Source organism: Arthrobacter sp. Hb9-2, from assembly GCF_059091165.1.
The window spans coordinates 1-15,253 of record NZ_JBNHGJ010000002.1; the positions used below are offsets into that span (position 1 = coordinate 1).

11 protein-coding genes are annotated in these 15,253 nt (G+C 62.9%); 8 read left to right on the top strand and 3 right to left on the bottom strand.

Features of this window, described 5'->3' with window-relative positions; genetic code table 11:
- The 4 genes from AC5RV1_RS01720 to AC5RV1_RS01735 form a co-directional block, all read left to right on the top strand.
- On the top strand, nt 1–581 hold a 581-nt coding region (locus tag AC5RV1_RS01720; protein WP_493993262.1), incomplete at its 5' end, for a fumarylacetoacetate hydrolase family protein.
- Entirely contained in the window at nt 566–1,381 is an 816-nt protein-coding gene (locus AC5RV1_RS01725; RefSeq protein WP_493993263.1) for an HpcH/HpaI aldolase family protein, read from the top strand. The genes AC5RV1_RS01720 and AC5RV1_RS01725, both read left to right, overlap by 16 nt.
- A 54-nt stretch (nt 1,382–1,435) precedes the next feature.
- On the top strand, nt 1,436–2,938 hold the full coding sequence (locus AC5RV1_RS01730; protein ID WP_493993264.1) for an NAD-dependent succinate-semialdehyde dehydrogenase: 1,503 nt from the start codon (nt 1,436–1,438) through the stop codon (nt 2,936–2,938).
- A 223-nt stretch (nt 2,939–3,161) separates the two neighbouring features.
- A complete protein-coding gene (locus AC5RV1_RS01735; protein ID WP_493993265.1) occupies nt 3,162–4,142 on the top strand; it encodes an NAD(P)H-quinone oxidoreductase in 981 nt (326 codons plus the stop codon).
- Here the strand turns inward: AC5RV1_RS01735 and AC5RV1_RS01740 are convergent.
- From AC5RV1_RS01740 to AC5RV1_RS01750, 3 genes are all read right to left on the bottom strand, one after another.
- Nucleotides 4,139–4,381, bottom strand: coding sequence for a hypothetical protein (locus AC5RV1_RS01740; RefSeq protein WP_493993266.1), 243 nt, complete (start codon nt 4,379–4,381; stop codon nt 4,139–4,141). The genes AC5RV1_RS01735 and AC5RV1_RS01740 overlap by 4 nt on opposite strands.
- 273 nt (nt 4,382–4,654) lie before the next feature.
- A complete protein-coding gene (locus AC5RV1_RS01745) occupies nt 4,655–6,058 on the bottom strand; it encodes a carboxylesterase family protein (protein WP_493993267.1) in 1,404 nt (467 codons plus the stop codon).
- Nucleotides 6,055–8,037, bottom strand: coding sequence for a flavin-containing monooxygenase (locus AC5RV1_RS01750; RefSeq protein ID WP_493993268.1), 1,983 nt, complete (start codon nt 8,035–8,037; stop codon nt 6,055–6,057). Before AC5RV1_RS01750 ends, AC5RV1_RS01745 begins: the two co-directional genes overlap by 4 nt.
- Nucleotides 8,038–8,623: 586 nt before the next feature.
- On the opposite strand from AC5RV1_RS01750, the gene AC5RV1_RS01755 reads away from it, so the two are divergent.
- From AC5RV1_RS01755 to AC5RV1_RS01770, 4 genes are all read left to right on the top strand, one after another.
- Nucleotides 8,624–9,871, top strand: coding sequence for a flavin reductase (locus AC5RV1_RS01755; RefSeq protein WP_493993269.1), 1,248 nt, complete (start codon nt 8,624–8,626; stop codon nt 9,869–9,871).
- Between the two features lie 127 nt (nt 9,872–9,998).
- Nucleotides 9,999–11,459, top strand: coding sequence for a 4-hydroxyphenylacetate 3-hydroxylase N-terminal domain-containing protein (locus AC5RV1_RS01760; RefSeq protein WP_493993270.1), 1,461 nt, complete (start codon nt 9,999–10,001; stop codon nt 11,457–11,459).
- 9 nt (nt 11,460–11,468) lie between these two features.
- Nucleotides 11,469–12,866, top strand: a complete 1,398-nt coding sequence (locus AC5RV1_RS01765; protein ID WP_493993271.1) for an MmgE/PrpD family protein — start codon at nt 11,469–11,471, stop codon at nt 12,864–12,866.
- Nucleotides 12,867–12,942: 76 nt separating this feature from the next.
- The gene (locus AC5RV1_RS01770) at nt 12,943–14,328 is read left to right on the top strand and encodes an NtaA/DmoA family FMN-dependent monooxygenase (RefSeq protein ID WP_493993272.1); all 1,386 of its coding nucleotides are present in this window, start codon (nt 12,943–12,945) and stop codon (nt 14,326–14,328) included.
- The last annotated feature ends 925 nt before the right edge of the window (nt 14,329–15,253 follow it).

A 15,253-nucleotide genomic window follows, 5' to 3' on the forward strand; every position in this document is an offset into this window, starting at 1 on the left:
TGCAGGACGCCACCGGCATCACCGAACCGGACTACGGCGCCATCTTCGATGACATGGTGCTGGAGACCGGCTGCTCGGTGGAGTGGGACCAGTACACGCACCCGCGGGTTGAGGTGGAGCTGGCGTTCGTGTTGAAGGATGGGCTGAAAGGCCCCGGGGTGACCATCTTTGATGTCCTGAAGGCGACCGACTACGTGGTTCCTGCCCTGGAGATCCTTGATTCGCGGATCGAGATGGAGGGCCGGACCATCGTGGACACCATCTCCGACAACGCCGCCATGGGCGCCATGGTGATCGGTGGCCGCCCGGTGAAGCCCGACGCCGTGGACCTCCGCTGGGTCTCCGCCATCCTCTACAAGAACCAAACCGTGGAAGAAACCGGCGTCGCCGCCGGCGTCCTGGACCACCCCGCCAACGGCGTCCACTGGCTCGCCAACAAGATCGCCGCCCACGGCGATTCGCTCAAGGCCGGCGACATCATCCTCGCCGGATCCTTCACCCGCCCGCTCTGGGTCTACAAAGGCGATACCGTCCACGCCGACTACGGACCCCTAGGGAGTGTCACATGCCGCTTCGAATAGAAGACACCTTCCGCGACGCCCTGGCTGCGCAAAAGGGTGTAGCAGGCCGGCCCCTGGCCGGCATGTGGGTGTGCTCCGGCAGCCCGCTGATCGCCGAACTCTGCGCCGGCTCCGGCCTGGACTGGCTCCTGGTCGATGCCGAACACAGCCCCATCGGCCTCGAATCCATCCTCGCCCAACTCCAGGCCATCCACGGCTACCCGGTTCACACGCTGGTCCGGCCGCCCGTGAACGACACCGTGGTGATCAAGCAGTACCTGGACCTCGGGGTCCAGAACCTGCTCATCCCCATGGTCAACTCAGTAGCAGAGGCCGAGGCAGCGGTGGCAGCCACCCGCTACCCGCCCCACGGCGTCCGCGGCGTCGGCTCAGCACTGGCCCGCGCCGCCCGCTGGAACCGGGTACCGGACTACCTAGCCCGCGCCAATGAGACCATCAGTGTCACGGTCCAGATTGAATCGACGGCGGCAGTGGACGCGGTCGAGGACATCCTCAAGGTCGACGGCGTGGACGCCATCTTCGTCGGCCCCTCAGACCTCGCCGCGTCCATGGGCCTGCTGGGGCAGCAGGAACACCCCGAGGTGCGCGCCGCCGTCGAACACTGTCTGGCTGCCGCGAAGGCGGCCGGGAAGCCTGCCGGAGTCAACGCCTTCAATCCCGACACCGCCCGCCACTACCTGGACAACGGTGCCAGGTTCATCCTGGTCGGTGCCGACGTCGCCCTCCTGGCCCGCGGCTCCGAAACCCTCGCCGCCGAGTACATCCAGCCCACTGACGGCGACTCCCCCGCCAGCTACTGAAAAACACGCCGGTGGCTGAGCTCTTCGCCCATTGCCAAAACTTTAGGACTCCTCATGACTGTTTCTGCGCTTTCCTCTGCCATCTCGCCTGAGCGCGAGGCGTCCCTGCTCGCTTCCGTGCCCAACGGGCTGCTCATCAACGGGCAGTGGCAGAACGCGTCCGACGGCGGCACGTTCGATGTGCATGATCCGGCCACCGGGGAGGTGCTTGCCACCCTCGCTTCCGCTACCAGCGAGGATGCCATCGCCGCGCTCGACGCCGCCGACGCGATTCAGGTCCGCTGGGCACGGACAGCACCGCGGGTGCGGGCCGAGATCCTGCGCCGGGCCTTTGACCTGGTCACCGAACGGGCCGAAGACTTCGCCCTGCTGATGACCATGGAGATGGGCAAGCCGCTGGCGGAAGCCCGGGGCGAAGTCACCTACGGCGCCGAATTCCTGCGCTGGTTCTCCGAAGAAACGGTCCGCGACTACGGCCGATACCTCACCACCCCCGAGGGCAAAAACAAGATTCTCGTCCAGCACAAACCCGTCGGGCCCTGCCTGCTCATCACGCCCTGGAACTTCCCCCTGGCCATGGCCACCCGCAAGGTCGCCCCCGCCGTCGCAGCCGGGTGCACCATGGTCCTCAAACCCGCGAAGCTCACTCCACTGACTTCGCAGCTGTTCGCGCAGACCATGATGGATGCCGGACTGCCCGCCGGAGTCCTCAACGTCGTCTCCTCCGCCTCCGCCTCCGGGATCTCCGGGCCGCTGCTGAAAGACTCACGCCTGCGCAAGGTCTCCTTCACCGGCTCCACCCCCGTGGGCAAACGCCTGATGGCCGACGCCGCACAGAACGTGCTCCGCACGTCCATGGAACTGGGCGGCAACGCACCCTTCATCGTGTTCGAAGACGCAGACCTCGACGCCGCAGTTGAAGGTGCCATGGCCGCCAAGATGCGCAACATGGGCGAAGCCTGCACCGCCGCCAACCGCTTCCTGGTCCACGAATCCGTCGCACAGGAATTCACCCGGAAATTCGCCGCGGCCATGGGCGCCCTGACCACCGGCCGCGGCACCGACCCCACCACCCAAGTCGGACCCCTCATCGACTCCGGAGCCCGGAACGACGTGCACGCCCTCGTAACCGCCGCCGTCGACGCCGGAGCCACCGCCATCACCGGCGGCGGACCGGTGGACGGGCCAGGGTACTTCTACCAGCCCACCGTCCTCGGCGGTGTGCCCAACAACGCAGCAATCCTGGGCCAGGAAATCTTCGGCCCCGTCGCACCCGTGACCACCTTCGCCAGCGAAGAAGACGCCATCAAGCTGGCGAACGCCTCCGAATACGGTCTTGCGTCCTACCTCTACAGCCGCGACTTCAACAAACTCCTGCGGGTGGCCGAACAGATCGAATTCGGCATGGTCGGCTTCAACGCCGGCGTCATCTCCAACGCCGCCGCCCCCTTCGGCGGCGTCAAACAATCAGGCCTCGGCCGCGAAGGCGGCACCGAAGGCATCGCCGAATACACCACCACCCAATACATCGGCATCAACAACCCCTACGTAAACTAACCGGACCCTTCAAGGGCCAGCCGCAACAGTACCTGCGGATGCTGGCCCGCAGCGGGGAACTGTTTGACCTCATCGAGGCAGCACCAACTAGAGTTCGGATAATTTGCACGTCGCAGCTGGCGCGACCAATATAAAGAAGGCGGCAAACGGATCAAAATGCGCCCACCATCGACATGTTCGAGCCAGTCTGTGATGACTACCCGAAGCTCCAGGAAAACGAATCATGAAAGCTGTTCGATTTAGAACACCCGGCGGCCCAGAAACTCTCGTTGTTGAGGAACTCCCGGACCCGAGACCACAGACCGGAGAGGTTCTCATCCGCATAGCAGGAGCGGGTTTGAACCGAGCTGACTCACTGCAGCGGCTCGGACGCTACAACCTTCCCCCAGGCGCCTCGGAAATCTTCGGAATGGAAATTTCTGGAACCATTGCAGAAGCGGGTCTTGGTGTCGACGGCTTCGTCCAGGGCGACCAAGTCATGGCCCTTCTGGCCTCCGGCGGATACGCAGAATACGTCGCCGTCAACGCGGGCCATGTCCTCGCGATTCCGAAGGGAATCGAGTTGATCGAAGCTGCGGGGGTACCAGAGGTTGCAGCCACACTGGTTTCGAATATTTGCGACACAGGCCGGTTCGCTCCCGGAGAGACTGTTCTGATCCACGGAGCCACGGGGGGTATCGGAGTCTTCGGCATCCAGCTCATCAAGGCCCTAGGAGGGCGGGTAGCAGTCACCGCGTCCAGCGATGCGAAGCTCGAGGTGGCCCATCGTCTCGGCGCGGACGTCTTGATTAACTACAAGGAGGAGGACTTCGCCAAAAGGATGCTCGCTGAAGGCGGCGCAGACATCGTCCTCGATACTGTGGGAGGAAAGTATCTGCCCAAAAATGTTGAGGCCCTGGCGCCATTCGGACGGATCGTGACCATCGGCATGCAAGGCGGGCCCGAAGGCACTTTGGACTTCGCGGCCCTAATGAAGAAGAAGGCATCCGTGTCGGGGACCCTGCTGCGGGACCGCTCCCCGGGACAGAAGACAGCCATCATGGCAGGCGTGAAACGTCTTGTCCTCCCGCTCCTGACAGCCGGGGCCATCAGACCGGTAACAGAAAAAGTGTACCCACTTTCTGAAGCAGCCAGGGCGCACGCCCACTTCGAAGCCAAGGCCCACATCGGCAAGATCCTGCTGGACTGCCGACAAACTGATTAGAGCAGTGGAGAGTGTCGTATGTCTTGGGTATTTGAAGATGCACTCTTTCTTGTCTCTGCCGCCGGCTTCTCGGCGGCAAAGAGCGACGTGAAGAGTCCGAGTTCGACGAGGATTGGAGACGTCAAAAATGCGTTCCTGTTGTGGTCCTCGATCAGGTCCGAGAGTGCGCGGAGGAAGCCTTCTTCGGCGATGCCGCCGCCGTTGACCTTGACGTTGCCGGCGGAACAGATTTTGCGCATGTTCGCCTCGCCCCAAAAGATCGACGCCTTGGGACCAGGCCTGTCTCAATCGCTACCTCGCCCGCCGCCTTTACCGGCCCCATGACGCCGCTATCCCCCGGGCACTGCTTGGCAGTGATAGAAGAGTCATAGGGACATCCCCAAGCCTGTTGCCCGTCTGCGGCGCAGAAGCTCACGTAGTTCATCAGCTCTCCCCTCGGATTGTGGAACAAGAAGCGTGGTCCTGGGTCTTTGCCGATTTCGAAGCTACGACCCGGGCGACGCGGCTCTCTTTCAGCGACGAGCCACCAGCCCCAGCTCGGAGGGAACCTCGTAGAAGGGTTGGCCGCCGTCGAACTCAAGACGGAGGGGGTTGGAGGCAGTGAAAGGATTCCCATATCCATTGGCCACCCGGATGCGGCCGTCTTGGATGAAACCCGCGAACCAGCCCCTCAAGGCTTCCGAAGTGGTGGCAAATATCTCCGGCTCCAGTCCCTCCAGCATGGGTGCATCGTTCCACTGCCGGAGACAATCGAACAGGAATGGCATCGGCATGCAGTGGGGACTGCCTGCGCCCGGCAGCGGGCTCTGCACGGAGAACCCGGCCAGATACACGGTGATGCCGGCAACCGCAGCGGCCTTCGCCAGCTCCAGGTGGGCCAGCCTAAACTGGTGTAGGGTCATCAGTTCCACCATCCGGGCCTTGCCCGACGCCCCCGGGACTTTGAGGTCGACCCAGGCGCGGACCGCCTCCGGGTCCTCGAACCGGGTCTGGGCGAAGCCATCGACGGCTTCACCCGAGAAGGCGGTCTCAGGGGCAGAGAGCAGGAAAGCCGCGGATTCCTCTGACGTTGAGAGCAGCGCCAGGGACTCCACGTGTAGCTTCGGTGCAGTGGCAGCGTAATTGTGCAGGTCCTCATCCAGTTCGCCGCCGACCGCCGGCATCAATGGCATCCCGCGACCGGCGTAGGCTTTAGCGATGCTAGCTTGGGCGCGAAGGACCGATCCCCACGAGGCCTCAGCGAGTCCGCCGCAGTCGGACAGCGAGGTGGTGGCCAGTGCCCACCTGTCCCGGTACTGTTCGGCTGTCAATGCTGGCTCCCATGGGAGACTGATCAGTGCGGTGCGACGGAACAAGCCCCGGGTCTCCTCGAGAGTGGATAGCGCATAGGCATACCATGCGCCGGCGGAGTCGCCGGCGAGAGTGATCTTTTCTGGATCCCCGCCGCACAGGATGATGTTCTTCTTCACCCAGCGCAGTGCCACGGTCAGGTCGCGGAGCGGCCGCTGGGAGTCCAGCGGGTTTCCGTCGATTCCCAGATGTCCCAGAATGCCTATGCGATAGTTGACGGTGACCAACACGCACCGGTCTTTGTGGACCAGCGAAGGGGCAGCGAACCAGCGGGCGTTCCCCGTCCCCGTGGTGAACCCGCCTCCGGGAATAAACACCACCACAGGCAGCCCCTCAGCCATCTCCGGTGCCTGCACGCGCAATTGGAAGGCATCGTGCGACTGTGCGGCCTCGCTGTTGGCTGCCCCCAGCAGGGCGTTCAATCCGCCTGGCAGTTGCGGGAAGGCCAGAGGCTCGACTGGAGCCGGCAGTCCTTCCGCCGTTGCCGGGACAGGCTCGGCCTCGGAGAACCTGTAATCCGGGTCGGACAGCCGGGCATATTGGACTGTCACATCAAGAGCAGTCACTTCAGGAACTCGTAGTCGTCACTGTTCACATGCTCCGTGATACGCCAGTACTCAGTGGTGTGAAACGGCCACACTTGTGATACCCGATTGAACCTGTTCTTATACCAGGTCTTGACGTACGGCTGACCCCAAGTCATCTTCTCGCTCTCCGCGTCGACCCAGACCATGTGCTCGTCGAGGGCTTCCTGTTTCAGGTCCAGGGCACGCACGTCGCGTTCCAGGACCTGATGGATGGCCTCGACGGCGTACTCCGCCGCACGTTCGATCATGAAGTGCAGTCCACCGGCGACCACTCCGCCGGTGTTGGGGCCGAGCAGCATGAACAGGTTCGGGAAGTTGGGAACGGTGATGCCCGCGAAGCCCTTGGCGTCTCCGCCCCAGTAGTCATGGATCTCCAAGCCGCTGCGGCCTACGATCTTGATGGGGTCCAAGTAATCGGACGGACGGAATCCGGTCGCATAGATGACAACATCGACATCGAGCTCTCGTCCGTCGTCGGTGACCACCCCGGTCTCTGTGAAGGATGCCAGACCTTCTGTGATGACCTCCGTTTGCGGCTCGCGCAAGGCTGCGGCCCATACGCCGTTGTCGCGGAGCATGCGCTTGGCCGAGGGTGGGTAATTTGGGATGGCCTTCTCCAACAGGTCAGGGCGGCCTTCATACTGCTCGCGCATCCGTCCGATGATGGCCTGCCGGAATTCCTCGTTGGCCTTTGAGACGCTCAGTGGTGCACCGTCCCAGCCCTCTTCAGCCGTTGCGATGTGGATGCGCCCTTCAATACCGCCGGCTGTGACAAAGAGACGGAACAGCTGTCCGTATGCCGGGACCTTCTCGTGCAGCCACTGGGCAGCGTCGGACATTCGCTCGTGGTAGGTCGGCGCCGGCAGCATCCAGGGAGCACTGCGCTGGAACAGGTACATCTTGTCCACGTCCCCGATGACGGCTGGGACGATTTGGTAGGCGGAGGCGCCTGTACCGATCACGGCCACCTTCTTGCCCTTCAGGTCCACCGAGTGGTCCCACTCCTGGGAGTGCATCTGGACACCCTTGAAGTCAGCCTGTCCGGGCCATTCCGGAATGAAAGGATGGTCCAGCTGCCCCACACCGGTGATGATCGCGTTGTAGCTCTCGGTGGTCTCCTGGCCGGCCTTGGTGCGCGTGGTGGCCTTCCAAGTGGCTGATTCCTCATCCCACACGGCGCGCGTCAGGGACGTGTTCAGCTCGATCGCCTCTGTGAAGTCGGCCTTGTCCGCCAGGGACTCCAAGTAATCCAGGACCTCCGCGCCGGTGGCGAACTGGTTTGGCCAGTCGACCCGCTGTGCGAAAGAGAAGCTGTAGCCGTAGGTGGGGGTGTCCAAACGCACACCCGGGTAGTGGTTCTTCCACCAGGTGCCACCGATCCGGTGGGAAGCCTCGATCCAGCGGTACGGCAGCCCGGCCTCCTGCAGGCGATAGGCGGCGGCGATGCCGGAGATGCCTGCACCAACGATCAGGGTCGTGAATGGCGCCTCGGCCCGGTGGTCGGGGTAGTCAGCATAGCTCCACTCTGCGGAGCCGTTGCGATCCGCAGCAGGGGCGAATTCATGCTTCATTTGTCCCATCCACGACCGGTCCCGGGCAGCGCGGCCGCCGGTGAACCAGTCCAGGATCGCGGACGCGTCTTCGGCGCTCAACTGCTGCACGCTGCGGATTCCCTCATCTCTAAGCCGCTTTAATCCGGTCAGCGCCAGGTCCTGCGCACGTTGGACCTGTTCGGGGGACATCCCTCCATGGGGCAGCAGCGCCGTGCCCAGCGGGGGAAGCGGCGGGGATAGTTCGGCCGGCACATAGGACAGATCCTGCAGGGTTGTGGCCAACGCCGCCAGCAGCACGGGAGCTTCAGCCCCTGCGACGTACTCCTGCAGCGACTTATCTGACTCGGTGATCGCAGGGTACTCCTCGGTCCAGTACAGGTCGCCGTTGGTGGGCTTGCTTGCCATTAGATCTCCTCGAGATGAAACGTTGTTAGGTGGTAAAAGCGCGGTCGGCCGGCGCGAAAGCCCGTCGACCCGGGAGCCGCTCGTCGAGGAGGGTGCGCCCTCCCCGGACAGTCTCCGCCTACTCGTCAGAACGCGGCAGGGACATAGCAATCCGGCTGAAGATCCGCCCGGGCGGTGGCTCTGACCGCTGTGGCCCGGATGCCTGCAGAGGCTGGCGGCAAGGGCTCCGTGAGGGCGGTCGGTCGAGCGCCGATCACGGTCTCATCTCGCTGCACAGCCCGGATGCTGTTCAGTGTGTCTCCTTGCGTCGAAAAATCCTGAGGCGCGACGTGGTGAGGAACACCTTCGCGGCCAAGCTTTAGTACTCCGCATCACATCCAAGTAAACAGTATGCCACTGATGATGCATACAGCAAGCGAAAATGTATTATGTGCCGCGAACCCCGTTTCCACGGATGGAAAAAATTGGTGGTGGACTCCTGGGGGCTGACGGACTATTGTCATAAATGTCTCAAATATATTCTCGGTCAGATATTGCAAACTGCCCGTGGAGCCGATAACACCGAACACTCTCCCAGGAGGACACCATGAGCATTGCTACGGTGGACCAGACGCCACAATTCGACCCCCGCGCATTCCGCGATGTCATGGGTCACTACCCGACCGGCGTCGTCGTGGTCTCCGCCATGGTCAACGACGCCCCCGTGGGTATGGTCGTAGGCACTTTCAGCTCAGTCTCACTAGAGCCGCCGCTGGTCTCCTTCATGCCCATGACCACGTCATCGACCTACCCGAAGCTGCGTGGAGCAGACCATGTCTGCATCTCCGTGTTCGCCCACGACCAGATGCAGGCCTGCCGCACTCTGGCTTCCAAAGATCCGGAGAAGTTCGACAAGGTCGGATGGGCGCTCTCGCCCTCGGGCGCCCCCATGATCGACGGCGCTGTCGCGCATATCCATGGGCGCATCACCGAGGAAATGGAGGCCGGTGACCACTACATCACCCTGGTCTCGGTCGACGACCTCGCCATCGATCGAGGTGTGACGCCGCTGCTGTTCTTCCAAGGCGGCTACGGGGGCTTCTCGACCACCGGCCTGTCAGCTCACGTGGACGAGTCGCTGATTTCGGCGGTTCGGCTGGCCGAGGCCGCTCGCCCGCAGCTCGATGCCCTTGCTCAGAGGTTCGGCTGCTCCGCCGCAGCCCTGGTCCAGATCAGTTCCCTGGACCAAACGATCGGTGCCACATCCTACGGCGGCAACACCGACGCTGACGAACGCATCGGCGTCCGGATCCCTTTGATCCCGCCGTTGGGCGAGGCCGCCGTGGCATGGAGCCCAGACCAGGTCGGTGCCTGGCTGGGCCGGATCTTCCCGCAGGACGAGGATGTCCTCACCTCTTATCGCGAGGCTCTTACCCGCGTGCGCGAGCAGGGATACGCCATCTCCCGCATCGACCAGGATCCGGACGGCTATACCGAACTCAACGAGGCCTTGGCCGAGTGGGCCGACGCTGAGCTGACGCCCGCCCGTGATCGCGCAGTCCGCACCACCATCGCACAAAGCCGCCAGTACTTCGGATGCAAAGTGGACGAGGGGGACACCGATATCGACCTGGCATCTGTGGTCGTACCGGTCTTTGCCCCGGAGGCCGAAGAACCTACCAACTCCGGACTTGTCATTCGGCTCGGCAACCTGCCGTCTGGTGTGGATGCGGCTACGGTCCGGGAATGGGCCTCGGCCCTTCAGGAGGCAGCGGCAGAAGTCAGTCGCACCCTTGCGGGTCCGGCTGCCAAGGACTACCGCCGGTACACCGCAGCCGGCCTGCGCTCGGTCTGAGTCAGACAAGGGCGGCTAGGACAGCCGGCCAGATGCCGACAGCAACAGAACAACCACACATGAGAACGATCGGGGTGCTCGTTATGCGCTCTGTGTCTCAGTAACGTCAGACATGAAGGAGAGCTCAGTGGGAGCACGACGTGGATATGAATACGTAGAGGGACTGAAAGACGGACGCAAGGTCTGGTACGGAAGTGATCAGATCGATGTCACTGAACACCCGGACTTCGCCGGCTCCCTTGCCGGAATGGCCGAGTACTTCGACTACCAGTGGGAGCATTGGGACGACTGCCTGTTCGAAAGTCCCGACAGCGGCGACCTGATCTCGGTATCTCACCTGCGTCCCGCCAACCAAGAGGACATCGAGCGTCGGCACCGTGCCTTCGACCGGTTCGCCCGCTATTCCATGGGCATGCTGGGCCGCACTCCCGACTACGTGAACGTGGTCTTGGCTGGACACGTCTCACGCACCGATCTGTGGGAGAAGGGCGCCTCCGCCCCGGTCTACTTCGAGCGCATCAAGGCGTACCAGAAGTACGTGGCCGAGAACGATCTGGCTCTGACGCACACCATCGTCCACGCCAACATCGACAAATCAATCGGTGAGCTGGACGGGGGGAACGCCGACCTCACCCTTCAGGTAGTGGATCGCACCGATGAGGGTGTGATCGTTCGCGGCGCGAAGGTTCTGGCGACCCTTGGTCCCATCGCCGATGAGATCTATGTTTACCCGGCAACTCCCATCAAGCCCGGATACGAGAAGTACGCCCTGTCCTTCGCCATCCCCGTGGCGGCCGAGGGCATCGCAATTATCTGCCGTGATCACTACGGTGTGGATGCCTCCCGCGAGGACCGGCCCTTCTCGTCCCGGTTTGACGAGCAGGACGGAGTGGTCATATTCAACGACGTGCTCATCCCGCACGACCGCATCTTCATCGATGGCGAGCTGGATCTCTACAACTCGGTAAATCAAGGAACCGCTACCGGATGTACACAGCAGCAGACGGCCATCCGTGCCGCGGTAAAGCTGGAGTTTGCGTATGATCTTCTCGCCGAGATGGTCCGTGTCACTGGGTCAAATGCGCGTCCGGACGTGCTCACCATGCTCGGTGAGGTCCACAGCTTCCTGGTGATGACCCGGGCGATCATCGACTCCGCTGAGCGCCGAGCCCATGACTGGGGCGGTGGTGCCTACTTCGTGCACGATGACATCGGTGTGGTGCGCACGATCATGCCGGAGTGGATGATCCGGGTGAACGACATCATCAAAATAATCGGTTCGCACAATCTGCTGGCCACCCCCTCCCTAGCGGCGTTCGACAATCCGGAGCTGGCTCCGATGCTCGAGAGGTACCTTCCGGGAGCGGGGGACATCAGCGCCCAGGAGCGTTCTCGGATCTTCCGAACCGCCTGGGATTTCGCCGGATCGGCACTGGGCTCGCGCATCGAGCTGTATGAGCGGTTCTACCTCGGCTCGGTCGGACGCGCGCGCATGCTCGAGCACATCAAGGGCCAGCGCAATGGAGACAAGGGAACCGTGTGGGAGTTCCTCGATCGTCAAAAGATTCCCACCGCAGGCCAGGCGTGACCCAAGGCCATGGACAAGACACTTACGGCGGTCCTGACCGACCATCTAGCGGCAGCGGACTTTAAGTCCCTGCCCTCGGAAGCGGTCGACCGGGCCAAGACGCGCGTCCTGGATGCTCTGGGGCTGATCGCTGCCGGTACTCAGGCTGAGGGCAGCTCCTCATTGATCGACCTGGTAACCGGATGGGGTGGCCGCCCAGAGGCGACCGTGCTGACCACCGGCGCCAAGGTGCCCGCGATGCATGCCGCACTGTCCAATGCGGCGCTGATGAGGTCATACGATTTCGAGCCTGTCGGGGCCGACCACACCGACGGAGTGCAGATCCCCTCGCACATCACCGGCACTACCGTATCGGTGGCACTCGCCGTGGCTGAGGCCCGCCGACGCGGTGGACGGGACCTGCTCACCGCGCTGATCTATGGCGACGATCTGGCCGCCAGGCTCGGTCATGCCACCGGCTTCGACGTCTACGGCGGCGGAGACAACACCGGGACGATCAATGCTCTGGGCGGCGTGGCCACGGCCGGACTGCTGATGAAGCAGGACGCTGCCACCTTGCATCACGGACTAGGTCTGGTCATCAACCAAGTCTCCGGGACCATCGACAACATCAACGACAAGACCCTGGCGTTCAAGCTGCCGATCTCCCTGTCCGCTCGCAACGCCGTCTTCTCCGCTGAGCTGGCCGGCACGGGATTCGGGGGACCAGAGGACCCAATCGGGGGACGTTTCGGCTTCCTGGCCCAGTGGAGCGCCGCGCCGCAACCCGAGAAGATCACCGATGGTCTGGGTCAGGAGTTCTACGCCGATGCCGTCATTAAGCCGTGGCCGACCTGCCGGGCGAGCCAGGCATCGCTGGATGCCACGGTCCAGCTGGTGGAGGCGCATGGACTCACTCCCGACAACGTGGAGAGAATCGAGATCTTCGTGAATCCGCAGACCAAGGCCGGGTTCGTCGGGCAGGAGTTCACCGTTGGAAGCTGCCCGGAGGTCTCCGGCGCCTTCAGCATCAGGTTCGCTGTCGCCACGGCGCTGATGTACGGAACCGTTGGACTGCAGCACATGAACGAGGCGCACATGCGCGATCCAGCGCTGCAGAGGATGCTGGACAAGATCGAGATCATCGGCTCCCTGCCCCGGGAACAGGCCCGGACGGCTGAGGTCGAGGCGCGGCTCATCTCGGGTGATCGCCACCGGATTCGTGTCGACCAGGTCCTTGGGGACATCCACTTCGCTCCGTTGGACCGTGAGCGCATCGAGGCGAAGTTTCGTAGCAACATCGCGTGGAACGGAGCCCTTGAGGACTCGGTTGCTGACCGTGTTCTGGAGCTGGTCCACCATTTGGAACAGCTGGAGGACATGTCCGAGTTGGCCGCGCTGCTGGCGGAGCCCACGGGGCACCGCTGACCCCGAACGAACCAAACTCAGCGGACGGTGTCCCCTGATCTGATGGTCCGCAGGACCGTTGGCGGCCCACCCCATATTGAGCACCTATCCAGGTGTCCGCCTCCTGGCAGACACCACCGACCTCAAGAGAAAGCCCTACCGCACAATGATTGCGAAGCCCGCTCGCCGCATGGCCCTGACAACATTCCTCATCCCGGCAGGCCACCACAAAGACTCGTGGCGTCGTGACGGGAGCCGAATCGAGGAGGTCCCCAACCTGGACTTTATCGTCGAGCTTGCACAGATGGCCGAGAAGGCCAAGATCGATGCCATCTTTTTGGGTGACATCGCCAATGCTAACCCGACACTTCGCGGCGACATCAAGACCAACGGCTACTTCGAACCGATCTCCACGTTATCCGCCATTGCCGCCCGGACCACCACCATCGGTTTGATCGGCACCATGTCGACTTCCTTCGAAAACCCATACACGGTGGCCCGCCAAATCGCAGGCATTGACCACATGTCCGGGGGGCGTGCCGGGTGGAACCTGGTCACCTCCTTCGACGGATTCCAGAACTATGGATTCGACGCGATCCCCGAACCGGCCGAACGCTACCGTCGGGCCCGAGAGTTCGCGGATGTTGTGAAAGCGCTGTGGGACTCCTGGGGCGATGACGCCGTCATCGCGGACCGGGCCTCCGGCAACTTCATCGATCCCACCAACGTCCGTCGAATCAATCACAAGGGCGAGTACTTCCAGGTGGAGGGCCCGGCCCCCGGACCACGGTCTCCCCAAGGCCACCCGGTGATCGTCCAGGCGGGATCCTCGGGCCCTGGGTTGGAGCTGGGCAGCTCGGTGGCCGATGCGATCTACACCGCCCAGCCAGTGAAGGAACGCTCGGTCGAGTTCTACGCCCAGTTCAAGAAGATGCTGGTGGACAAGGGACGGGATCCTGACCACACCAAGATACTGCCCGGCATCCTCCCAATCATCGGAAAGACGATGAAGGAGGCAGAGGAGCTAGCCGAAGAGCTGGGCAGCTACGTCAATCTGGAGTACGGGCGACAGCAGGTCTCCTCCGGCCTCGCCGGACTGGACCTGTCCTCGTTGGACTATGACGACACGATCCCTTCCGAATGGTTGAGAGATGAGCCGGAACTGGGAAGCCGTTACCACGTCTACCGGCGCAAGGTCATTGACCAGAATATGACCCTGCGCGAACTGATCATTGACATGGCACGTTCTGCCGGTCACCAGTGGATCATCGGCACGCCCCAGACGATCGCGGACAACATGGTGGACTGGTTCGAGTCCGGAGCCTGTGACGGCTTCAATTTAAACTCGCCCTACAATCCGGGCGGTATGCGTGAGATTTGCGACCTGCTGATTCCTGAGCTGCAGGACCGCGGCTACGTCCGTACCGAGTACGAGGGAACTACCTTGCGCGAGCACCTCGGTCTACCTCGTCCTGCTGCCTGATCTGCTCTGATGGAAACTACCGCCCTCCATCCTCCTGGGGCCGGACTCTGTCTATGGGCCGGGCGGGCTTATTGACAAATGAGCAACCTCTCCAGCAGCAGATCAGAGCTGCAGCTGTTTTGTGCGTGTACCACCAAGGTTGGCCGGGCTTAGCCACACCGGCGTCGAGGCCTTGGACCTACGTTTTCCGCCGAGCGTCCAAGTTACTGATGGCCCCGCAATCCGTGCCTATATTAGCGATTAACTCCCGCTTGGCCGGGCACGGAGGCAACGCCTTAACGCCTCCTGTGAGTTTGATATGGCTCCGGAACCGGCTGGCAGAGTAGGTACTAATTGCCTTTTTTGGCTGTGGTTCAACACCCTGCCCGTTGGCGGGCACTGGATCCGAATTACTCTCTTTTGGGGATGGCTGCGGGCGCCGGTTCGGCCCCCAAATGCCTGTTTAATCAGAAGGCTGCCCAGCCTTAAATCGGGATTGTGCCCTAGCACAAGAGTGCCTCGGAGTGACCTTCGCATGGCGCCGCCGGCCGTACCGCGACCAGAAGGCTCTACCCGTTCGCGAGGAAGGAACCCTGCACGATGACCATTGTTGCCCACAACTGGCCCACTCGTCACCGGCGTGGACACGCACGCCAGCACCCACACCTGTGCTGTACATGCGGCCAACGTTGAACATCTTGGCGCCGAGCGGTTTGCGAACACGCACGCGGGCAGATTGAGTGCAAACACGTGGGTAGCTCACCGCACTGGAGGAGACCCCGGGGGTCTCCGGGACATTGAAGGCCGGCAGTTACGGCGCCCTGCTCGCCGGCACCGTCTTACGATCCGACTACCAAATTGTGGAGGCTTCTCCCGGGGACACGGCGTACGCCACGGCCCGGCGCGGTGCCGGGAAATCTGATCGCGCACCGGCGAAGGCGTGAAG